Here is a 22,405-nt window from a genome sequence, read left to right as displayed (position 1 = left end):
CTTCCAGCCACTGGTAAGTGACGCTATGTTTACGACTGCTGACCCCGCTCCTCTGCCGTTGGTGATGTAGACAGAGTGCCACAACAAAGACACAGGCTGGAAGCCTATGCCACAGGTTAGAAGTTTGGGCCGCGGCGCTGGCGGTAGCCTTTTAAGCCGTTGAGGGCGTGGTAGCAGGCGCCGCAGTCCAGGTCGGCAGTGCGCGTGGCTTCGAAGATTTCACACAAGCGTGCCGCGGCGGCCTGTACCCAAGGCTCTTGCAACTTGGAGTCATCGGCAGCCACGGCTAGAAACTCGAGCAAGTGGCCGGTGCTCGATAGAGTGGCTCCCAGATCGCGCGACGTGCCGGGACGCTCGAGATAGTGACTGGATAAACTGCCATCGCCCGAGCGCATGGCTTCGATATCTTTCATGGCGCCGGCAACAATGCTCTGCGCTTCCGACCAGGCAAACGAGTCGGCCAGTTTCAAACGCTGCTTGGCTTGCAAGGCTCGGGCCAGGCCTACCAAACGATGCGCACCGCCACAGGCACTGGAGTTCAAGTCGTAACGCAACTCTTGCTCGACCATGCGTTCCCAACTCCAATGCGAACCATCGCCTGCGATCCATTGGTGATCGTCAGGGAAATAATGTGTCAGCGCAATGAGAGTCCAACTGAATTCATTCAGCGGATTACTGGCTACATCCAAACGTGCTTGAGCGGCCCAGTCCAGTAACGTATAGGTCTGGCCATCCAGCACGAGGGTATCGGTTGGCGGCAACTGGGCCATCGCGCACACGGCGATCCACTGATCAACGTGCCCTTGACCGATGTAGCTGCCTGGTTCGAGAACCGCTTTCACGCCCCGCCGACCATTCTCCAGCAACTGCCCTGGCATGATCTGCCAACCACGGACGACGCCTTCGCTGAACAGATAGTCAAGAGCCGGAACGGTACCACGATCTGCAGTATCCAACGGCAACTGGTGACCATAACAAATCACGCCATGCATGATCTGCCAGGCCGCATTGTCGGCGCTCGATAGGCGACGACCTTTTAATTGATCTTCCAAGATCCGGTCGATGCGGCCACCCAGACCTTCCACTTGGACCGGCGGCAATTCCGCGAGACTGGCCGATGGTGCGAGATCGTAGTCAGCTGGCCCCGGAGCGACATAATCGCAACCGACCAGCATTAGCAACACTAGGAGTATTTGATATCGGGACACTTGATTGTTTCTGAACGTCTCCTTTCGCTCCGCGAAAGGTGAGTTGTTATTGCGGAACGAGAGACTGGGATATGGTTGTGGTTGGAGGAAAAACGGCGCGGGCCTTTCGCGGAGCGAAAGGAGACACACTGCCTTTCGCGGAGCGAACGGAGACGCTGCTACGCATCGTATTTGGACTGGGGCCGAAAAGCCAGCGGCACGAGGTTTGGTCTGGGGTTTGCATGTCGAGACGCTATCACTGCAATTTTGGCAAGCAAGAATTTCGCGAAAGGGTTAGCGATCTATGATCTTCGACGTCTGGATGTGGTTGTTTTTGGCACCTGCGATTTTGCTGGCGCTGATCGCGCAGGGCATGGTCAGCTCGGCCTACTCCCGCATGAGCCAGGTCGCAGCTCGCATGAGTGGCTTTTCCGCGGCTCGCCTGATCCTGGACAGGTCCGGCCTGCGCAATGTGCCGATCGAAGTGACTCCTGGTCACATGTCCGATCACTATGATCCGGGTGCGCGGGTGCTGCGACTAAGCCCGGAAGTTTATGAAGGTCACACGATGGCGGCTGTGGGCATTGCCGCTCACGAAGCTGGCCATGCGCTGCAACACGCGCACAATTACGCCCTCATGGGGCTGCGTTCGATGGCTGTGCCGATGGCGCAAATTGGTTCGGGTATCGGAGCCATGTTGGCATCGCTGGGTGTGTTCCTGGTCATCAGTTCAGCCGCTCCGCTAGGAAAGCTGGTGCTGCTAGCCGGTATTGTGCTCTACGCGGGCGTGGTCGCTTTCCAGCTGGTTAACCTGCCGGTCGAGTTTGATGCCTCTGCCAGGGCCAAGCGGCTGTTGGTTTCCGAGGGCATCATTATGCAGCAAGAACTGCCCTACGTTTCGAAAGTACTTAATGCGGCGGCCCTGACCTATGTCGCAGCCACCTTGCAGTCGGTACTCCAATTGGCTTATTTCGTGTTCCGCCTGGCGGGGAGCAGCCGGGAAGAGTAAGCCCCACTTACGCCTCGACGAAACAGCCCTAAGTCGATAGAATTCTGGACTTTGAACCAAATTCTATCAATTGGCATGCTGGGCATGCGGCGTCGAGGCTTCTGTGATTCTGATCCTGCGAAATGGAGCGACCGAAGAAGAGTTGGAGCATGTTATCCAGCGCGTCGAAGCGCTTGGACTGACACCTCACATCAGCCGCGGGACCTATCGCACCATTATTGGCTTGATCGGCGACGAAGACAAAACTCGCGAAGAGCCGCTACGGGCGATCCCGGGCGTCGCCGACGTCATACCCATCTTACCACCCTACAAACTAGCCAGCCGCGATGCTCATCCACTTGATAGCATCGTCGATGTTTCCGGAGTGAAAATCGGCGGTGGCTTTCTGGGTATGATTGCGGGGCCGTGCTCAGTCGAAGAACCCGACCGCATGGAACGGATTGCCCTGGCCATAAAAAAATCCGGTGCTAACATCCTGCGCGGAGGAGCTTATAAGCCGCGGACCAGCCCTTATGCCTTTCAAGGCTTAGGGGAAGAGGGCCTAAAAATACTGCGCGACACCGGCCGCTTGGCCAAGCTGCCCATCGTGACCGAAGTGACTGATCCGCGCAACGTCGAGCTCGTGGCTGAATACTCCGACATGATTCAAGTCGGCGCCCGCAACATGCAGAACTTTGTACTGCTGACCGAAGTCGGCAAGACCAAGCGGCCTATCCTCCTGAAACGCGGTATGGCAGCTTCAGTAAATGATCTGCTGATGAGCGCCGAATACGTGCTCTCGCAAGGCAATTCGCAAGTGGTGCTATGCGAACGTGGTATTCGCGGATTTGATACCGCCACGCGCAACCTGTTTGATGTGGCAGCGGTGCCGCTAGCCAAGAAACTAAGTCACTTGCCGATCATCGTCGATCCGAGCCACGCCACGGGCCGACCAGATTTGATCCCCGCCTGCGCGCTGGCCGGTTTGGCTGCCGGGGCCGATGGCGTGCATATCGAAGTTCACGATTGTCCAGAAGTCGCCAAGAGCGATGGGCCACAAGCCTTGTTACCCAAACAGTATGACGAGCTGATGCAGCAAATGCGCAAAATCGCCGCTGCCATCGGCAAACAACTTTCACCGGTCCCGGAGTAAACCACGTTGAGAATCCCTTTCATAGCTGGCAACTGGAAGATGAACCTGCTGCGCGATAGCAGCGTGGCCTTGGTCAAAGGTCTCATCGAACAACTGCCGTCGTCGGATAAGGTCGAAGTTGCCGTCTGCCCGCCCAGCGTATACTTGAGCGATGTCGCAGCAGCCCTGAAGGGTTCGCGCATCGGCCTGGGTGCTCAGAACATGTACCACGAAAAAGAGGGGGCATTTACGGGCGAATTGAGCGGGGCCATGTTGAAGGATATCGGCTGCAGCCATGTGATCCTCGGTCACAGTGAGCGCCGTCAGTTCTTCGGTGAAACCGATCAAAGCATCAACAAGAAGACGTTTGCGGCGCTGGCCATAGGCTTGACCCCGATCGTGTGCGTTGGTGAAACGCTCAGTGAGCGTGAAGCCAGTAAAACCGAGCAGGTCGTCGACACGCAGTGCCGTGGTTCGCTCGCCGGGCTCTCGGCCGAGCAAGCGGGCCAATTGGTTATTGCGTATGAACCCGTATGGGCAATTGGCACTGGCAAAACCGCCACGCCGGCACAAGCTGAAGAGGTGCATGCCTACATTCGCAAGTTGCTCAGCGAACTGTTTGGCACAGATATATCCAACAAAATTCGTATTCAATATGGCGGCAGTGTCAAAGCGGACAACGCAGCCGAGTTGCTCGGTCAACCAAACATTGACGGAGCCTTGGTGGGTGGAGCATCGCTGAAAGCCGATGGCTTTGCGCAAATCGTCAAGGCAGCTGGCTAAAAAAACGCACAGAAGGAACCATGCACATGTTGTTGCTCGGACTGTTAAGTCACTATTTCTTTGGTATCTCGATCTTTATCACCTCTGTCTTTCTGGTGTTGCTCGTACTGGTGCAACGCGGACGCGGTGGCGGTTTAGTCGGTGCGCTGGGTGGCCCCGGCGGACAGAGTGCTCTGGGTACCAAAGCCGGTGACGTGTTTACGCGCATCACGATCGTCGTCGCCGCCATCTGGATTTTCTTGTGCGCCACTGCCGTGCGCACACTCAATCCCAGCACCACCGGTGGTCCGGCCAGCTTGCAAGGCGTTACGACGACGGCCAGCGAAGTTGGTTCGGAAAACTCGGGCAAGAGTGGAGCAGGGGCAGGCGCGGGAGCGGGAGCTTCGTCGAGCATGTCGCCAGCCGCCCCAGCCAGCGGCGACGCCGGCAAGACGCCTTCGGCTGTAATTCCACCGGCTGCAACTACTCCGGCTGCAACTACTCCTGTGCCATCGACGCCTGCGCCCGTTACTCCGGCACCGGTTGAGACTAAACCCGAAGAACCAGCGCCTGCTGAGCCAGCACCTACTGAACCGGCGCCGTCGACACCACCTGCCGAGTCAGCCACAACTGAGCCCGCTCCGGCAGCGCCGCCAACGACTCCCGAGTCGACACCGCCAGCGGCAGAACCACCCAAGTAAATGGCTGGGTGCGTCCCTGGTGCTGCACTTTATGATGTTGTTGAATTGAGGAGTTTCGCTACGTGCTGATTAGTATGACCGGCCAGGGACAATGTCGACATGTGTTCGGCAATTTGGAAATCCAGGTCGAGATACGCGCGGTCAATAATCGTTTCTTCAAGCTGCAACTGCGCACCAGCGATGTGCTGAGCCGGCTGGAGCCTGAAATCGAAGCCTTGACGCGACAGTACGTGCGGCGCGGCTCACTAACGATGACGGTGTACATCAATCGCGAAGCCAGGGAGAGCGATTATCGCTTGCAAGAGGTAGCCATCGCCAGTTATCACGCTCAAACGCAAGCGATATCTGCCAAGTTGGGCATTGATTCGCATGTGACCTTAGGCCAATTGTTGGCCCTACCTGGCGTGGTAGTCGAGCACGACACAGAAGCCAAAGAACCCAGCGATCAGTTGACGGCCGAGACATTAACGGCGGTCACCGAAGCCCTGAAGTGCCTCAATCGCATGCGACAGGCTGAAGGCGCGAACATGTCCGCCGAGTTGTTGTCACAGATTGAACGCATCAATCATTTGAAGATAGCCATCGAAGAGAAAGCTCCGCTGGTAATTGATGATTATCGCGAGCGTTTGAGATTACGAGTTCAGCAGGGATTGTCGATCGTGGGCGTCGAACTCAACCCGAGCGACATCCTGCGCGAGACCCAGATCTTTGCCGACAAAGCTGACGTCCGCGAAGAGATTGTGCGTCTGCGCAGCCATACGCGTCAATTTGCCAGTTTGATCGAAGAACCTGAAAGTCAGGGTCGCAAGCTAGACTTTTTGATTCAAGAGATGTTTCGCGAAGCCAATACGATCGGCTCCAAAGCCGGTGACTCAGAGATAGCACAGCGCGTCGTTGATATAAAGGCGATTATCGAGCAGATGCGGGAACTGGTCCAAAACGTGGAGTGAGCAATTGTGGCCGAACCTGGACGTCTGGTGATACTCTCGGGTCCTTCGGGAGTTGGAAAATCGACAGTCGTGCGTGAATTATTAGCGCGCTGCCCGTTACCGATAATGTTGAGTGTTTCCGCGACGACTCGGCAACCCCGGCCCGGTGAAGTCGACGGATTAGATTATTATTTTATTAGTCATGAGGAATTTGCTCGTCGCCGCGCGGCGGGTGAATTCCTGGAATGCAAAGAAGTTTTTGGACGCGGGGATTGGTACGGAACCATGCGTCATGTAGTCGAAGATGGCTTGCACGCCGGCAAATGGATGCTGCTGGAGATCGATGTGCAAGGGGCGCTGAGCGTCATGGAACAATGCACGGGCACGATCAGCCTGTTTGTGCATCCAGGCTCCGCCGAGGAACTCGAACGCCGCTTGCGAACTCGCGGCACTGAAACTGAACAATCGATCCGGCGACGACTGCAAGTCGCTGCGGAAGAAATGAAACACGCACACCTGTACGACTTCCTCGTGATCAACGAAGAAGTCGAACGCACCGTTAACGAAATCTGTGAACTGCTAAAGCAGAGTACATCTCGGGAGACTAACCACAATGCTTGAAGACCTCAAAGAAGAAGCCATCGTCAACAAAGTCGGCGGTCGCTTCAAACTATCGACGCTCATTCAAAAGCGGCTCGTGCAGCTCAATCGCGGCAGCCGCCCATTGATCGACAACCCGCCTGAAACCAAGATGGAGATCGTCCTGCAAGAAATCCTGCAAGACAAGATCTACTTGACCCAATCCGGCAACGCCGCCCCCGTAGGCGAACCCGAAGGCGGCGAACTACTCGACATGGATTCCTTCGATCTCTAACTGTGGTATAGGCCTCCAGCCTGTGTGTGGCACAGGCTTCCAGCCTGTGTGTGTGGCATAGGCTTCCAGCCTGTGCGTGTGGCATAGGCTTCCAGCCTGTGTAAAAACCACCAGTAGCTGAACCGCTCCCAACTACAACCGGTCGCGTTCAGCTACCGAACTTTCGGTCGCGACTTTTGACAGCCGCTCAACATATGAAATTCATCATATGAAAATCATCGTGGGCATAACCGGTGGCGTGGCTGCTTATAAAGTGGCCAGCCTGGTTAGTCGCTTAATTCAAAGCGGCTATGCCATCGATTGCGTTATGACTACTGGTGCTGAACAATTTGTCGGCCCTGCGACTTTCGCGGCTCTGACAGGGCGACCACCGGTCAGCGATACTTACGATTCGCGTTATCCGCTGGGCGCGCATATCGAACTGGCCGAAGGCGCGGACTTGATGGTTATCGCACCGGCGACCGCGCGCATTCTTGCCAGTTGTGCGCTGGGGCTGGCCGATGATCTACTTTCGACGCTCTACTTGGCTCGCACTTGTCCAGTGATCATGGCTCCGGCGATGAACAATGCCATGTGGGAACAGCCGGCGGTGCAGCGGAATGTCAAACAGTTGCAGGCCGACGGAGTTACGTTATTGGGGCCAGGGGTGGGTTGGTTAAGTTGTCGCAAGCAGGGCCCGGGCCGCATGGTCGAACCCGAAACGATTGTCGAAGCCATCATCAACCGTTTGCCACTGAGCTGAAGCACGTGGCTAAGATCCTCATCACTTCCGGACCCACGCGTCAGTACCTGGACCCCGTGCGTTACTTGACCAACGCCAGCAGTGGGCGCATGGGCGCTGCTCTGGCTCAAGCGGCACTGGAGCTCGGTAACCAGGTACACATCATTAGCGGACCAGTATCCGTCGACTATCCGGCAGGCGCGGTAGTAACTTGGGTCGATACAACTGGCGAGATGCTCGAAGCTGTATTGCGTGTGTTTCCTGAGATGGATGGTTTGATCGGCGCGGCCGCTCCTTGCGATTACATGCCGGTGCATGTCAGCCCGCAGAAGATTGCCAAATCCGGTGAACCCCTGAAGCTCGAATTGGTTGAAACTCCAGACATCGTCGCCACGGCGGCCAAGAGCAAGCGATCGCACCAGTGGGTAGTCGGTTTCGCGTTGGAAACCGAAGACCGTCGTTTTCGCGCGATTGTTAAGATGCAGCGCAAGTTGTGCGACATGATTGTCAGCAATGACGCCAGCGCCATCAACTCCAGCGATAACAGCGTCGAAATCATCGGCCACGACGGCACGATCCTGCGCACCGCCACCGGAAGCAAACTGGAAGTGGCTCGCGCTATCTTAGATTGCATCCCCGCTCCGCTCAATCGCGCGCTGACGTAGAGCGGCTGTCCCCAGCCGCGCCGTCGTAGAGCGGCTGTCCCCAGCCGCTCAGCACCCGGCAAGTCGTATACCTGTAACACTGGTCTACTGCATGTAGCCGATCTCGCCAGAGATTGGAAATAGATCGGTGACGCGTCCAAAGTCTGGCGACTTCGGCTACCTGCCCGTCGCGCGAAATCGTGACGCTAGCAAAAAGACCAGTGGTATGACCCCGCGCTCACGCGCTCAAGATCGGGGACAGACGTAAGGCGTGAGTGGCGTGATCTCGGCGAGTTTTCCATTTGCCGCCTTGAAGTCACTTTTGCGCATTTTTGATAACCTGCAATGGTGTGTTGGTTTGTTGGTTTGGACTCGATGACCAGGTCACTGAGGACTTGCGAATACCCGGTTGCGTTCTTCGAGTCGGTCAAAAGCTAGGTGCGAACCTTTTTGTTTGAACCACTAGTTGTTACCTCGGAACCCGCTCAAGATCGTGGACAGACGTTGGGCGTGATGACTTGAGTTAGCGGGTGCGATGCGGCTGGGGACGGACACTTGACGAGCACCGGGTCCGAGCACCGGGTCTGTCCCCCGCGCGCGTATGGGAGACGCTAGCAAACAGACCAGTGGTCTGTCCCCGCACTCCATCGCTGATCGGGGGACAGACGTCGCGCTCAGGAAGCGGGGGATAGACGTCGGGAGTGAGTGACTTGAGTTTGCGGTTGCGAAGCGGCTGGGGACAGAGACTTGACGAGCACCGGGTCTGTCCCCGCACGTATGGTTAACGCTAGCAAAAAGACCAGTGGTGTGTCCCCGCGCTCACGCGCTCAAGATCGGGGGATAGACGTCGGGAGTGAGAGACGTGAGTTAGCGCGAAGCGGCTCAGGGACAGACACTTGACGAGCACCGGGTCTGTCCCCGCGCGTGTGGGTAACGCTAGCAAACAGACCAGTGGTCTGTCCCCGCGCACGAATCGCGCTCGAGAGCGGGGGACATACGTCGGACGTGAGTGACTTGAGTTAGCGAAGCGGCTGGGGGACAGACACTTGACGAGCGCCGGGTCTGTCCCGCGCGTATGGGTGACGAGCACCGGGTCTGTCCCCGATCCGCAGAAACCAGGTTTGATGATGCATGCTCAGCGGGTGCTGAGCGGCTGGGGACAGCCGCTCTACGGTCCGGCGAAGCATGGCAAGTCGTCTAATTTCAGCCCAATAGGTCACGTCACAGGTTGCAGGCTTGGGTTAGAGGGTGCGCCTCGCCTGGCGGCTACGGGTTAGACGAAAAAGACCTCCCCTCTTCGGATGCGGGCTAGACGAGGCTATTCTTGACCCTCAGGGGCTTCGCCTTCAGATGCTTCGCCTTCGCCTTCTTTGGGCTTGCGCCAGCTGGGTCGCTTTTGGCGTGCTTTGGGATGATGCTGCGAATGCAACTGGGGGGCGTCGCTGACTTTTAATCGCATGGTCAGCGGGCGGGGCGACATGCGCACCAGCAACGCTTTCAGTTCTTGGCGTTCGAGGCGGGCGAACTCGTCGATCTCGTATTCGACTTCGTCGCCTTCTTGCAAGTCGCGACGACCTTGCGAGTCGACGATACTGAAGTGGAAGAACACGTCTTCGCGCAGGTCGGCACTGCGGATGAATCCAAATTTCTTGGCCGCTACAACTTTGACTACTTCACCAATACGCATCGCAAATCTCTATCTTCAGCCGAAGCTGAAACTTTCAACGTCAGCCTGAGGAGCCGGTTGGAAGCCATGAGGTTCCATCGAACAACCGGCGCGCCCTTGACTGAGACTGCGGATGGCGGATGAATAACCAAACAGTTCTTTCAGCGGAGCAAAAGCGGTCACGCCCGTCAGTGCTCCACGGGCTTCAGTCGCCTCAATTATAGCGCGGCGCTGCTGCAAGTCGCCAACAATTTCGCCGACATAGTCATCCGGCGTCGTGATATCCAGCTTCATGACCGGCTCGAGTAAGGTCGGGCCGCCTTGATCCAGTCCCTGATCAAACGCATCGTTGGCTGCGATGCGAAACGCCACTTCATCCGAGCCCACGTCGCGCATCTCTCCGCCTATCAAGCTAATGCGCATGCCGGTCAGCGGAAAACTGCCGATGATGCCACCACCTTGTGCGCGACTGCGGAGTTCTTCCAGAGCAGCGGTTTTAAGATTATCCGGCAAGACACCTTCACCGAAGTAACGATCCAACACGATGATATTGGCGGCTGGATCCTCCAGCGGCTCGAAGAGCACTTTTATGCGGGCAAACATCTGCGTGGCGCCAATCTGGCGATTGCACTGCCCGGTCACTTCGGCTTGGCTGGAAATCGTCTCGCGATAGTTCACGCGCGGCTTGTAGAATTTCACGTTCAAATTGAAATCACGCGTCAAGCGATGCTTGATCACATCCAAGTGCAACTCGCCCATACCGCTGATCAGCGTCTGAGCCGACTCTTCGTTTTCGTTAGCATTGAACGTCGGATCTTGACGCTTGAGCATCTCCAAGACTTCGGACAGTTTCTTGCGCTCGGCAGTGTTCTCGGGCTCGATCGCCATCGAGATCACGGTCTGAGCAAATTGAATGCTCGGCAGTTGAATCACATCGCGAGTATCGCACAGCGTATCGCCGGTGATAGACGCTCGAGGTCCGATGGCACAGGCGATGTCGCCTGCTTGCAAACTTTCGACTTGCCCCTGGCGTTCTTTTTTGGTGGCATGAATTTGCCACAGTTGAGCGACGTTTTCTTTCTTGTCGCGATTGGGATTGTAGACGCGCGAGTTGGAATCCAGCTTGCCCGAGTACACGCGAATCCAATACAGGTCACCCGTTTTGGCGGGCAGGATCTTGAAGACCAGGCCGCAAAAGGGCTCATCGACCGACGGCGAACGCTTGAGAACTTTATCGGGTTTCTTGGGATCGATGCCTTCGACCGGTGGCCGATCTAAAGGGCAGGGCAGGTAATATCCTACTGCATCCAGAATTGGTTGCACGCCAATGTTATGCAGAGCTGATCCACAAACCACTGGCTGTATTTCGCGTTTCAGACATCCCGCGCGCAGCACGCTGCGGATCAGTTCGCTGGGGATCGGTTTCTCTTCCAGCGCCAATTCCATCAGTTCGTTGCTCTGGCCGTAAAGACCTTCGAGCATCTCGTTGCGCCAAGTGAGTGCTTCGTCGAGCATCTCAGCGGGGATCGGCTCGCGAAGTACCTGCTTGCCTGCATCTTCGGCTGTGAACCGCAACATTTCCATGTCGATCAGATCGATCACGCCGCGAAAGGGATCGGCCGTATGCGTCGGCCCTTGGCCAACCGGGATCTGAATAGCCACTGGATTGGCATTCAGTCGCGGCCCGATATCGGCCAGCACGCGATAAAAATCAGCGCCTTCGCGATCGAGTTTGTTAATAAACACAATGCGCGGTACGTCGTACTTGTCCGCTTGACGCCACACGGTTTCGCTTTGTGCTTCGACGCCTTCACGACCACTAAAGACAACCACAGCTCCATCGAGCACGCGCAGGCAGCGTTCGACTTCGGCGGTAAAGTCAACGTGACCAGGAGTGTCCAGCAGGTTGACAATATTGTCTTTCCACTTGAAAGTCACGCAGGCGGCGTAGATCGTGATCCCACGTTCTTGTTCTTCGGGATCGTCATCGGTTTCAGTCGTACCGGAATCGACTTCGCCGGCGCGATGTTTGGCTCCGCTCATATAGAGCATCTTTTCGGTGACCGTCGTCTTGCCGGCATCGATGTGGGCGATGACGCCGATATTGCGAATCTTGTCTAGCGCGCGGGACATGATTTCAGTGGAGCGAAATAGGAGAGAATTAAACTTGCGCAGAAAAAGAGCCACGCAACCAGATGAATGGTCCGTGGCTCGCTGTGTGTTGTTTGGAAAAAACTACCAAGCGAAGTGCGAGAACGCCTTGTTGGCATCGGCCATACGGTGGGTTTGTTCGCGCTTGTTCATGGCGGTGCCTTCCTTGCGGTAAGCGGCCAAAACTTCTTCGGCCAGTTTCAAGTGGGTGGCACGACCCTTCTTGTCGCGGACAGCCTGCAGGACCCAGCGAATGGCCAGCGACTGTTGACGCGAACGGTTGACTTGCATGGGCACCTGGTAAGACGCACCACCGACGCGCTTGGATCGCACTTCGATGTACGGCTTGACGTTTTCCAAGGCTTGCTCGAAGACTTCGATCGCAGGCCGATCCTTGATCTTGGAGGAAATCTCTTCCAAGGCATCGTAGAAGACCTTTTGGGCGGTGGTCTTCTTGCCGTCGTACATCAGGCAGTTGATGAACTTGCTAGCCAGCATCGAATTGAATCTGGGATCCGGCTTGAGTGACGTGCGACTGGCAGTAATTTTGCCCATGAATGAATACCTGCTTGAGCGATTAGTTTCCGAGTGTTTTGTTTTTGTTCTGGGTTTTGTTTTTCAAATCGTCGATTCAAGGACCGAATCGACGCTTTGATAAAAGCGGATTACGACTTCTTGGCACCGTAGCGGCTGCGAGATTGCTTGCGGCCGTTGACACCCAGTGCATCGCGGCAACCGCGTACAACTTGGTAACGCACACCCGGAAGATCGCGAACACGACCGCCGCGAATCAGGACGATCGAGTGTTCCTGCAGGTTGTGACCTTCACCAGGAATGTACACGGTAACTTCCTTGGTGTTGGACAGACGCACGCGAGTGATCTTGCGCAGAGCCGAGTTCGGCTTCTTGGGCGTCATCGTTCGCACTTGCAAGCACACGCCTTGCTTTTGAGGGCACTTGTCCAATACCACCGATTTGGTGGGCTTGCGCTGGATGACGCGGTTCTTGCGTACGAGCTGATTTACGGTTGGCATAAACTCAACATTCTGCTGGGTTGAATCTTCATCTGAACCCGGGTGGGTTCAGCTACGTTTACATTCGGTATATCGACCATCAGGTACCAGAGGTGGGAATCGAACCCACATGATCTTGCGATCACTGGATTTTGAATCCAGCGCGTCTGCCTATTCCGCCACTCTGGCAACACTTACGAGGGGGCACGGCCCGTGAAAGACCATGCGTCCAGGTAGGACCCAAAAATTTACTCGATAGCTTGGTAATTCTACAAGGCCCACTTGGTCAGCGGTGATGATTATTTCCCAGATTTGGAAACTGTTAATCTTTGCCGCCGGCAATTCGAGGGATTTACTGGGCCAAACCGGCCAGTTAAGATGAGCCTGCGATACATCGCCCTCCCACCAACCCACCCCACCTGGAAATTGCTAGCTATTCGATTTTGTGCGGATCCCTGCTTGAGGGAAGTATTTTTGCACGGCTCGAATAAGCTAGAGGACAGGCCGCCCACTGGTTTCGCTAAGAATCCTGCCTGCCTATTTGTCCAACCTGACTACCGCAGTTCAAGCGGAACGCGCTTCGCAGCCTACAGCTGCGCCCAGGCGTGTGTGCTTTGGCTCGGTATCAAACTTCCGTTTCTGGAACGGGTCCCCCCGCGTTCAGAGACCAACGTTTAACCACGAAACGACCAGCTGCAGCCAATGCGTCAGCTATGGATCCCCGTGTTGATTCGCCACCTTATGAACATGCGACGGAGTGATTGAGCTATGAAGTGTTTCGGTAACTTTCTCTCGCGGCGTAACTTTTTGACCGTAGGCGCTGTGGGAGGATTGGGGCTGTCGCTGGGAGACTTCTTCCACCTGAAAAGCCTGATGGCCGATCAAAAGAATTACGAATTCATCCCGGCTAAGGCCGAAAGCGTGATTCATATCTTCCTGCCCGGCGGCATGGCGCACCAGGAAACCTTCGACCCGAAACCCTACAGCCCGCTGGAATATCGCGGTGAAATGGGCGTCACCAAGACCAACACGGGCGAAATCGTCAGCGAAGTTCTGCCGCGATTGGCCAGCGTCGCCGACAAGTTCACACTCATTCGCTCGATGACGCACGGCGAAGCGGCCCACGAACGTGGTACGCACAACATGTTCACCGGCTACAAGCCCAGCCCGGCTCTGATCTATCCGAGCTTCGGCAGCGTGATCAGCCACGAATACGGGCCCCGCAATAACTTGCCACCCTACGTGTGCATTCCTAATACGCCCAACGAGTTCGCCGGTAGCGGATATTTGAGCAGTTCCTATGGACCATTCAGCTTGGGAGCCGATCCGGCCAACAACGGTTTCAAGGTTCAGGACCTCGATCTGCCCGGCGGCGTGGATAACGAACGCTTCACCCGTCGGCGCGATGCGCTGGCAGCGGTCAATCAGTACTTCGCCGGCCGCCATAACGCCGACAAAGTTGGCGCGATGGATACTTTTTATGAACGCGCCTACAGCCTGATCAGCTCTGAAAAAGCCCGCGCAGCTTTCAACATCGATGCAGAAGACGCCGCGATGCGCGATCGATATGGTCGCAATCAAGCTGGCCAACGCTTGCTTTTGGCCCGTCGCCTGGTCGAAGCGGGAGCCCGCTTTGTAACGCTGACCTACGGTGGTTGGGACATGCACAATCAGATCACCGCCAACTTCAAAGGCGCGATGCCTCCGCTGGATCAAGCACTGGCGGTGCTGCTGCAAGACCTCGACGAACGCGGCATGCTGGACAAGACCATGGTCATGGTCAGCAGCGAATTTGGTCGCACGCCCAAGATCAACAACGAAGCCGGCCGCGATCACTGGCCCAAGGTCTTCAGTGTGATGCTGGCCGGCGGCGGCATCAAACGCGGCATGATCTACGGTTCGTCCGATCCAACTGCATCGGAACCGGAAATCGACGCGGTAACACCAGCCGACCTGGCCACCACCATGTATCACTTGTTGGGCATCGTGGCTGACAAGGAACTGATGGCTCCCGGTGATCGCCCGATCGAAATCGTCGACGGCGGCCGCGTGATCAAAGAGATCCTAGCCTAAGTAAACCAACGCGTGCAGTCACTAAACGGCTGCACGCAATGCCAATCGTAAACGAGAAAATTTGCCGCGTCCCTGAGCCCCCACCTTAAGAATTACAACTGACGCGGCTCTTTTCTCCTTTACTGATGTCCTGTGGCATAGGCTTCCAGCCTGTGTCCTGTGGCATAGGCTTCCAGCCTGTGACTTGTAGCATAGGCTTCCAGCCTGTGACTTTAAAAAAGTATTACTTGATATATAAAGTAATTTCCCCTCGAGGTACTCTGTGACAATTCGCTTATCCCTCAAAGCTGCCTGGCGGAGCGCTACAGCACTCGGCTGTGCACTTGTCGGGCTCGGTTCACTCTCCGCCGCAGAACCTGTTATCTCGCGGCTATCACCACCCGGCTTTCAGCGTGGTACGGAAGCGGATCTTGAAATCACAGGAGCACGCCTGGCTGATGCCAAGAAGTTGCTCTTCTTCACCGGCGGTATCGAAGTGACTGCCTTGACGGCTGAGAATGACAACAAGGTCAAAGCCCATCTGAAGATCCCCGAATCCTGCCCGCCGGGTTTGCATGCGGTGCGATTGGCGACGGCCACTGGTATGAGCAATCTGCGCATGTTCGGTGTCTCGCCCATGCCGCAGTTAACCGAAGCAGAACCCAATAGCGACTTCAAAACGCCGCAAGCCATTGCCCTGGGCCACACGATCAACGGCGTGGTTCAAAATGAAGACGTCGATTACTACGTTGTCGAATTGGCCGAGAATCAAGCGTTGACCGTTGAACTGGAAGGCTTGCGGTTGGGGACGGAGTTCTTCGATCCCTTTGTCGCCATTCTGGATGCCAATCGATTCGAAGTAGCCCGCAGCGATGATGCACCGCTGCTGCAACAGGATTGTGTTTGTTCAGTGATTGCCCCCAAGGCTGGCAAATACATCATCGAAGTTCGCGAGAGCAGCTTCGGCGGCAACGATAACTGCCAATACCGCTTGCATGTTGGCGACTACCCGCGACCGGTGGCCACTGTGCCTTCCGGTGGCAACCCAGGTGAAACGATCAATGCCACCATCGTCGATTCCACTGGCAAAACCTGGACGGAAGCCATCACACTTCCGACCGAGCCCGGTAATTTCCCGTACCTGGCCACCAAAGATGGCAAGGTGGCCCCGTCACCTAATATGCTCCGCGTTGGCACAATGGCCAATGCCATTGAGACCGAACCCGATAACGATCCAGCCAAGCTGCCCGCTTACGATCTGCCACTGGCTTGCAATGGCGTGCTGCAGAGCCAAGGCGATGTGGACTGGTTCAAGTTCCGTGGCAAGAAAGACCAGCAGATCGAAGCAGTCGTCTGGGGCCGTCGCGTCCTGCGTTCACCTGTGGACAGCTTTTTAGAAATTCACAAAGTGGGCGGCGGTCGCTTGACCGCAGCCGACGATACGGGCAGTCCTGATGCGATTCAAGGCTTCAAGATTCCCGAGGACGGCGAGTATCTGGTGGCTATTCGCGATCATCTGAACGAAGGTAGCCCAATCCATGCCTATCGCATCGAGATCACGCCGCCCACACCATCGATGTCGGTCGAGATTGCTGAACTACAACGCTATGTATCGCAAACGATCGAAATCCCTCGCGGCGGTCGCATGGCTGTTATGCTCAATGCGCAACGTCGAAACTTTGGTTCCGATCTGACGTTGTCGCTGGAAGGTGCGCCAGCCGGAGTGACCCTGGTTAATCCAGCCATACCGGCCGCGTTGGGTCAAATACCGATGATGTTGCGCGCGGCGGCCGACGCGCCAGTGGATGCAGCCTTGGTCGACATCAAAGCTCAAACCGTTGGCAATGATCTAAACCTGGTTGGTCACCTCGATCAACGCACGATGCTGGTGCTTGGTCAAAACAACATTGATATGTGGGGGCACAACGCGGATCGGGCGGCGGTGGTCGTCGGCGAAGAAGCACCCTTCGATATCGAAGTTGTACAACCCAAAGTTCCGCTAGTGCGTGATGGCGCTGCGACGCTGGTACTGAAGTGCACCCGCAAAGCCGACTATGCTGAAGCCATTGGTTTGCGAGTACTGTACTTGCCAGCTGGCGTGTCGGCTTCCGGTAGCGTTGCGTTTGCTCCTGGTCAAAACCAAGTTGAGATCCCGATCACGGCCAACGGCAACTCGCAATTGGGTACCTTCCCGATAACCGTGCTGGCTCGAGCCAAACTGAAGACGGGCGGTGAAATCTGGTTGGCTTCCGAGTTCATCAATCTCGAAGTCGCCGATTCATTCTTTGAATTTAAGTTTAACAAAGCTGTAGCGGAGATCGGTAAACCGACCACTGTCGGAATCGGTTTGACCGTCAAGCGACCACCCGAAGGCGACGCCCTGATTGAACTGGTAGGTTTGCCAGCCGGTGTTACAGCGCCAGAGGGACCAATCAAAGTAGCTGCCGATACCACCGCGCTGAATTTCCCCGTCATGGTCACAGCCGAGGCCAAAGCAGGTCAGTTCAAGACGTTGGTCTGCCGAGCAGTCATTACGCGTCCCGATGGCTCGATCGTGCAAAATCAAGGTACCGGCGAGATGCAGCTAGATGCACCGCCACCCGCCCCGGCGGCCGCAGTGGCACCACCGCCGACGCCTACACCTGCACCTCCGCCGGCTGCCAGGCCTTTGACTCGGCTGGAACAGCTACGTCAAGCCAAACAAGCGGCGGCTGGTGGCGGTACACAGCCTTAACGTTTTCAAGAACCAGTTTTCAAACATTCAATCAACGAATTTCTAATACATGGAATGTGCGATGAAGACCTTCATCCATACACTGCTCTGTGCCTCGATGACCTTGGTCAGTCTGACCTGGGTTCAAGCCGACACGGCGTTCGAGTCGCTGCATGTCTATCCGCCTGAAATCAAACTCAGCACCGCTGCCGCGTATCAAAACGTAGTGGCCGTGGCGGTGCGGCAAGACGGCGTGACGGTCGATGTCACGGCTGAAGTGGAATGGAAACTGGCTGACCCCAGCCTGGCCAAGTTCGAGAACTTTCAACTGAAGCCCGTGGCCGACGGACAGACCAAGTTGCTCGCCAGTTGGAAAGGTTTCTCGGCAGAAACGCCGCTGGTGGTTACCGAAGCCACCAAACCGCGGCCCATCAGTTTTGCGCTCGACATTATGCCTGTGCTGACGCGCACTGGTTGCAATACTGGCTCATGCCACGGGGCAGCTCGCGGCAAAGATGGTTTTCGTTTGTCGCTGTTCGGTTTTGATCCGCAAGGCGACTACCAACGCATCACACGCGAGATCGGCGTGCGACGCATCAACCTGGCTATTCCTGATCAGAGTCTGCTGCTGTTGAAAGGTGTGGGTGGCGTGCCGCACACCGGTGGCAAGCGCATCGAGCCTGACAGCATGTATTACCACACCGTATTGAACTGGTTACAAGCGGGCGCGGTCAACGATCCATCTACACCTCCAACCTGTACGAAAGTCGAAGTGTTTCCTCCGCAAGCTGTATTGGAAGGCGAAGGAGCCAAGCAACGTTTGGTCGCCGTGGCTCATTACAGCGATGGCACAATGCGCGATGTTTCCAACCTGGCAGCCTTCACAACCAACAACGAACGCAGCGCAGCGGTGACCAACGACGGTTCAGTCACCGCCGGCGTCCGCGGCGAAGCCTTTGTCATGGCCCGCTTCGATACGCATACAGTCGGCACACAAGTATTGACGTTGCCGGTCGGACTGCAATACACCGCCCCTGAGATCACTGGCAACTACATCGATCAGCGGGTCGGTGAAAAGCTGGACAAGTTGCGGATGTTGCCGAGCGGAATCTGTACCGATGAAGAATTTCTGCGCCGCGCGACCATCGACATCATCGGACAAATGCCAACCGCAGAAGCGTATCACGCGTTCATGCAAGACACGGCCGCCGACAAACGTGCCAAGCTGGTTGATAGCTTGCTCGAGCGAAAAGAGTTCAGTGAAATTTGGGCCATGAAGTGGGCTCAATTGCTGATGATCAAAAGCGATGCGCAAGTCAGCTACAAAGCCGCCTTCCAATATTCATCGTGGCTGACCAACCAGTTCGCTGCCAACGTGCCCATCGATCAGATCGTGCGTGAACTGGTGGCCAGCAGTGGTGGCGTATTCGAAACGCCGGCTACGAACTTCTATCAAGTGGAACGCGATACGCTCAAGACCGCTGAAAATGTGGCTCAAGTCTTCATGGGCATCCGCACCCAGTGCGCACAATGTCACAATCATCCCTTCGATCGCTGGACGATGGATGACTATTACAGTTTCGCCTCCTTCTTCGCCCAGATTGGTCGCAAGCAAGGCGAGGACTATCGCGAGATCATCGTCTTCAATAACGGCGGCGGCGAAGTTAATCATCCCGTGCTCGGCCGGCCTCTGCCTCCCAAATTCCTGGGTGGTGATGTTCCAAAGATCGAAGGCCAAGATCGTCGACAAGTGCTGGCTCAATGGATCACCAGTCCCGAAAATCCATTCTTTGCCACCAGCATCGCCAATCGCGTGTGGGCTCATTTCATGGGCGTCGGCATCATCGATCCCGTGGATGATATTCGCGTCAGCAATCCGGCCTCCAATCCAGAACTCTTCCGAGAACTAGGCGAGAAACTAACCGAATACAAGTTTGATGTTAAACAACTGGTGCGCGATATCTGTAACTCGCAAACCTATCAGCGCACCACGCAAACTAACGAGACCAATGCCCAAGACACTCGCAATTACGCTTTCTCGCGCATCCGTCGTATTCCTGCCGAAATGTTGCTGGATTGTATTTCACAAGTAACCAATACCAAGGACAAGTTCCGCGGCTTACCGGTAGGTGCGCGGGCGGTGCAAATCGCCGATGGCACGACGAGTACCTATTTCTTGACAGCATTCGGACGCTCCCCACGCACAACCGTGTGCGAAGGCGAGGCCAGCACCGATCCTTCGCTATCGCAAGCTCTGCACTTACTCAACGGCGATGCCACCCAAGGCAAGATCGCTCAAGGCCAACTGGTCAAGAATTGGTTGGATGAAAAGTTGGAAGTGCCACAAGTCATCGAACGCATCTTTGTCCGCTCGTTGGCCCGCAAGCCGACCGAAGGCGAAGTTGCCGCCCTGGTTCAACTGGTCGGCCAATCCCCAAATCCACAGGCTGGATTAGAGGATGCCTTCTGGGTTGTGCTGAACAGCCGTGAATTCATGTTCAATCACTAGCCGTCTCGGATACTTGATATATCAATATTTGACGCATCAATATTTGACACATCAATCAATACAATAAACGCGGTCCTTCAATGCGCAGGATCAAACCTCATGCATAACAAACTAATTGCACGACTGCTTAGGCCCACGCTAGCTTCTCTGTGTCTGGCAACCATCACAGGTGCCGGCCTGGCCGACGACAAGGTCACTTTTGATGAACACATCAAACCGATCTTTCGCGAACACTGCCTGACTTGCCATAACCAGAATCAGAAAAAGAGCGACTTGGCGCTCGATACTTATGGTGCCACCTTGGCCGGTGGCAGTGGTGGTGAAATTGTGGTCGCGGCCGATCTGGATAGTTCGCGGTTGTGGGACCTGGTCGACCACAAAGCCGAACCGAAGATGCCGCCCGATCAAGACAAGATGGCTGACGCCAAGCTGAAGCTGATCAAGGCTTGGATCGAGCAGGGCATGCCTGAAAATTCAGGTTCAGTGATCAAGAAGAAGAACAACGCGGCCGCCGCCATGTTGACCAGTTCATCGATTGGCAAGCCCGAGGGCCCGCCACCGATGCCCGAGAGTTTGCTCAAGCAACCCGCTATCTTCACGCCACGCTCGGCAGCCATTTCAGCTTTGGCGGCTAGCCCTTGGGCACCGCTGGTCGCCGTGGCCGGCCAGCAGCAAGTCAGTCTCTATCACACTGACAGTGGTCAACTGCTGGGCATCATTCCTTTCCCCGAAGGCGAAGCTCAATCGCTGGTCTTTACGCGCGACGGTCGACAGCTGCTGATCGGTGGCGGTCGTCACGGCCATAGTGGATGCGCGGTGTTGGTGGATATCGCTACCGGTACACGGATCGCCAAAGTCGGTGAAGAATTGGATGTGGTCTTGGCCGCTGACATTACGCCCGACAAACGGCAAATCGCCGTCGGCGGTCCGCAGAAACTGGTGCGCATCTACGACACCTCCACCGGCGAATTAGTCAAAGAGATCAAGAAACATACCGATTGGATCTTTGCGCTGCGTTTTAGTCCAGACGGCATTCTGTTGGCATCAGCCGATCGCAGCAACGGCTTGATTGTGTGGGAAGCGGAAACGGGACGTCTGTATGCTGATCTGGTCGGTCACAAATCCGAGATCCGGGCGATCGATTTTCGGCCTGATTCGAATATCTTGGCCAGTGCCAGTATGGATGGCACAGTCAAACTATGGGAGATGATGGAGAGCAAACTACAAAAGTCGTTTGATGCCCATGGTGGTGGAGCGACCAGCGTCGTCTACACGCAAGACGGCAACCTGGTAACCAGTGGTCGCGATGCCAAAGTTAAGTTCTGGGGTGGTGACGGTGCGTTGAAGGCCGAGTTTGCAGGATTGACCGAAGCGGCTCTAGAGGTCGCGGCTACAGGCAACAGTGCGCAAGTGATCGGGGGCGATTGGAATGGTCGCGTCCAACTTTGGCAGACTGCAGACGCTGCGAAAACAATTACACTGGCCGCCAATCCACCCACCTTGGCGCAGGTGCTCGAGCAAGCCCAAGCTAGTGCTACTCAAACGCAAGCGACCTTGGCACAAGTTACGCAACTAGCAACTGAGGCCACTGGTAAACTCACCGAAGGCCAAAGCCAATTAGCCGCTAGTGACAAAGCCCTTAAAGAAGCCACCGACAGTTTGACTGCGGCGCAGGCCAATCAACAGAAGTTGACAGCCGATCTGACGAGTGTTGATGCGCTGATCGCTGATCTAGAAGCCAAGTTGGCCGCGGCCAAGCAGAGCAAGCAGGATACGACCGTCGCGCTTAATGCAGCCAACGAAGTTGTGACTCAAACAACCGCGGCCACCGAAGCAGCTAAGGCGGCCCAAGCGGCTGCCAAGGCCAAACACGATGAACTGGCCGCTGCCGCTGCTGCCGCTAATGCCAAGCAACAGGAGCTGTCCGCCCAAGCTGCCGCGGCCGCTGAGGCTTTAACGCGAGCCCAAGCCGACATGGCTGCCTTTGACAAGACCGCAGCTGAACTCAAGGCCGAAGCAGACCGCGTCACTGCCGCCAATGCAGAAGCAGAGCAGAAGTTGAAAGCCGCCGCCGAAGCTGAGGCCACCAAACAACAAGCGTTGCAAGCCGTGACCGACGAAGTCCAGAAGCTGCAAGCTGAACTGGCAGCCATTCAAGCTAAAGTCGAAGCCGCCGCTAAAGTTCAAGCCACAGCGCAAAGTGAACTCACCGCCACTCAAACCGCCGCAGCCGAACTAAAAGCTGCTTTCGAACAGGCTCAACAAGACGCTGCTGCTGCAACTGAGAAGTTGAAGCTGTTCACTGAGTCATACAAGTAACATCCGTAGCCGAAGTCGCCAGACTTTGGACGCGTCACCGATCG

17 protein-coding genes, 1 tRNA gene and 1 pseudogene are annotated in these 22,405 nt (G+C 56.1%); 13 read left to right on the top strand and 6 right to left on the bottom strand.

Going from position 1 to position 22,405, the window contains the following annotated elements:
* Window positions 1-116 precede the first annotated feature (116 nt).
* Complete coding sequence (locus SH573x_RS08625; protein ID WP_479354192.1) at window positions 117-1,208, bottom strand: ADP-ribosylation factor-directed GTPase activating protein isoform b; 1,092 nt, start codon at window positions 1,206-1,208, stop codon at window positions 117-119.
* Between the two features lie 283 nt (window positions 1,209-1,491).
* Here SH573x_RS08625 and SH573x_RS08620 point away from each other — a divergent pair, with 283 nt between their 5' ends.
* The 9 genes and pseudogenes from SH573x_RS08620 (at window position 1,492) to SH573x_RS08580 (ending at window position 7,959) form a co-directional block, all read left to right on the top strand.
* On the top strand, window positions 1,492-2,196 hold the full coding sequence (locus SH573x_RS08620; RefSeq protein WP_479354190.1) for a zinc metallopeptidase: 705 nt from the start codon (window positions 1,492-1,494) through the stop codon (window positions 2,194-2,196).
* Between the two features lie 103 nt (window positions 2,197-2,299).
* On the top strand, window positions 2,300-3,328 hold the full coding sequence (gene aroF, locus SH573x_RS08615) for a 3-deoxy-7-phosphoheptulonate synthase (protein WP_479354188.1): 1,029 nt from the start codon (window positions 2,300-2,302) through the stop codon (window positions 3,326-3,328).
* 6 nt (window positions 3,329-3,334) lie between these two features.
* The gene (gene tpiA, locus SH573x_RS08610) at window positions 3,335-4,090 is read left to right on the top strand and encodes a triose-phosphate isomerase (protein ID WP_479354187.1); all 756 of its coding nucleotides are present in this window, start codon (window positions 3,335-3,337) and stop codon (window positions 4,088-4,090) included.
* Between the two features lie 20 nt (window positions 4,091-4,110).
* Window positions 4,111-4,770 carry a preprotein translocase subunit SecG gene (gene secG / locus SH573x_RS08605; protein WP_479354185.1) on the top strand — a complete coding sequence of 220 codons (660 nt, stop codon included), beginning with the start codon at window positions 4,111-4,113 and terminating at the stop codon, window positions 4,768-4,770.
* Between the two features lie 62 nt (window positions 4,771-4,832).
* Window positions 4,833-5,720 (top strand): YicC/YloC family endoribonuclease, encoded by an 888-nt coding sequence (locus SH573x_RS08600; RefSeq protein ID WP_479354184.1) that lies wholly within the window; start codon window positions 4,833-4,835, stop codon window positions 5,718-5,720.
* Window positions 5,721-5,726: 6 nt separating this feature from the next.
* Complete coding sequence (gene gmk, locus SH573x_RS08595; RefSeq protein ID WP_479354182.1) at window positions 5,727-6,320, top strand: guanylate kinase; 594 nt, start codon at window positions 5,727-5,729, stop codon at window positions 6,318-6,320.
* Window positions 6,313-6,573 carry a DNA-directed RNA polymerase subunit omega gene (locus SH573x_RS08590; RefSeq protein ID WP_479354180.1) on the top strand — a complete coding sequence of 87 codons (261 nt, stop codon included), beginning with the start codon at window positions 6,313-6,315 and terminating at the stop codon, window positions 6,571-6,573. Before gmk ends, SH573x_RS08590 begins: the two co-directional genes overlap by 8 nt.
* A gap of 196 nt (window positions 6,574-6,769) precedes the next feature.
* A pseudogene (locus tag SH573x_RS08585) lies at window positions 6,770-7,315 on the top strand (flavoprotein); the annotation flags it as partial.
* Window positions 7,316-7,320: 5 nt separating this feature from the next.
* Window positions 7,321-7,959: a phosphopantothenoylcysteine decarboxylase domain-containing protein gene (locus SH573x_RS08580; RefSeq protein ID WP_479354176.1), complete on the top strand. Its 639-nt coding sequence runs from the start codon at window positions 7,321-7,323 to the stop codon at window positions 7,957-7,959.
* Between the two features lie 1,297 nt (window positions 7,960-9,256).
* Here SH573x_RS08580 and SH573x_RS08575 read toward each other — a convergent pair.
* The 5 genes from SH573x_RS08575 to SH573x_RS08555 all read right to left on the bottom strand — a co-directional run bounded on the left by SH573x_RS08575 (window position 9,257) and on the right by SH573x_RS08555 (window position 12,957).
* On the bottom strand, window positions 9,257-9,625 hold the full coding sequence (locus SH573x_RS08575) for a cold-shock protein (RefSeq protein ID WP_479354174.1): 369 nt from the start codon (window positions 9,623-9,625) through the stop codon (window positions 9,257-9,259).
* A 15-nt stretch (window positions 9,626-9,640) separates the two neighbouring features.
* Window positions 9,641-11,737, bottom strand: a complete 2,097-nt coding sequence (fusA, locus tag SH573x_RS08570) for an elongation factor G (RefSeq protein WP_479354172.1) — start codon at window positions 11,735-11,737, stop codon at window positions 9,641-9,643.
* A 102-nt stretch (window positions 11,738-11,839) separates the two neighbouring features.
* Entirely contained in the window at window positions 11,840-12,310 is a 471-nt protein-coding gene (gene rpsG, locus SH573x_RS08565; protein ID WP_479354171.1) for a 30S ribosomal protein S7, read from the bottom strand.
* Between the two features lie 110 nt (window positions 12,311-12,420).
* Window positions 12,421-12,789 carry a 30S ribosomal protein S12 gene (gene rpsL, locus SH573x_RS08560; protein WP_479354169.1) on the bottom strand — a complete coding sequence of 123 codons (369 nt, stop codon included), beginning with the start codon at window positions 12,787-12,789 and terminating at the stop codon, window positions 12,421-12,423.
* Between the two features lie 84 nt (window positions 12,790-12,873).
* Window positions 12,874-12,957: transfer RNA gene (locus tag SH573x_RS08555), tRNA-Leu, on the bottom strand.
* Between the two features lie 579 nt (window positions 12,958-13,536).
* Between SH573x_RS08555 and SH573x_RS08550 the strand changes: the two genes are divergently transcribed.
* The 4 genes from SH573x_RS08550 (at window position 13,537) to SH573x_RS08535 (ending at window position 22,361) form a co-directional block, all read left to right on the top strand.
* The gene (locus SH573x_RS08550) at window positions 13,537-14,841 is read left to right on the top strand and encodes a DUF1501 domain-containing protein (RefSeq protein WP_479354167.1); all 1,305 of its coding nucleotides are present in this window, start codon (window positions 13,537-13,539) and stop codon (window positions 14,839-14,841) included.
* Window positions 14,842-15,103: 262 nt separating this feature from the next.
* Window positions 15,104-17,554 carry a PPC domain-containing protein gene (locus SH573x_RS08545; RefSeq protein WP_479354166.1) on the top strand — a complete coding sequence of 817 codons (2,451 nt, stop codon included), beginning with the start codon at window positions 15,104-15,106 and terminating at the stop codon, window positions 17,552-17,554.
* A 97-nt stretch (window positions 17,555-17,651) separates the two neighbouring features.
* The gene (locus tag SH573x_RS08540; RefSeq protein ID WP_479356674.1) at window positions 17,652-20,042 is read left to right on the top strand and encodes a DUF1549 and DUF1553 domain-containing protein; all 2,391 of its coding nucleotides are present in this window, start codon (window positions 17,652-17,654) and stop codon (window positions 20,040-20,042) included.
* Between the two features lie 99 nt (window positions 20,043-20,141).
* Window positions 20,142-22,361 carry a c-type cytochrome domain-containing protein gene (locus SH573x_RS08535; protein ID WP_479354164.1) on the top strand — a complete coding sequence of 740 codons (2,220 nt, stop codon included), beginning with the start codon at window positions 20,142-20,144 and terminating at the stop codon, window positions 22,359-22,361.
* Window positions 22,362-22,405: the final 44 nt, after the last annotated feature.

It is taken from the genome of Rania fehmarnensis (assembly GCF_056494185.1).
This window is presented reverse-complemented; position numbering and strand designations above follow the sequence as displayed.

Coding starts and splice junctions, on each gene's coding strand:
- SH573x_RS08540 (WP_479356674.1), top strand. CDS start 17,652: ATGACCTTGGTCAGTCTGACCTGGGTTCAAGCCGACACGGCGTTCGAG.
- fusA (WP_479354172.1), bottom strand. CDS start 11,737: ATGTCCCGCGCGCTAGACAAGATTCGCAATATCGGCGTCATCGCCCAC.
- SH573x_RS08575 (WP_479354174.1), bottom strand. CDS start 9,625: ATGCGTATTGGTGAAGTAGTCAAAGTTGTAGCGGCCAAGAAATTTGGA.
- secG (WP_479354185.1), top strand. CDS start 4,111: ATGCACATGTTGTTGCTCGGACTGTTAAGTCACTATTTCTTTGGTATC.
- rpsL (WP_479354169.1), bottom strand. CDS start 12,789: ATGCCAACCGTAAATCAGCTCGTACGCAAGAACCGCGTCATCCAGCGC.
- SH573x_RS08550 (WP_479354167.1), top strand. CDS start 13,537: ATGAAGTGTTTCGGTAACTTTCTCTCGCGGCGTAACTTTTTGACCGTA.
- SH573x_RS08535 (WP_479354164.1), top strand. CDS start 20,142: ATGCATAACAAACTAATTGCACGACTGCTTAGGCCCACGCTAGCTTCT.
- SH573x_RS08590 (WP_479354180.1), top strand. CDS start 6,313: ATGCTTGAAGACCTCAAAGAAGAAGCCATCGTCAACAAAGTCGGCGGT.
- rpsG (WP_479354171.1), bottom strand. CDS start 12,310: ATGGGCAAAATTACTGCCAGTCGCACGTCACTCAAGCCGGATCCCAGA.
- SH573x_RS08620 (WP_479354190.1), top strand. CDS start 1,492: ATGATCTTCGACGTCTGGATGTGGTTGTTTTTGGCACCTGCGATTTTG.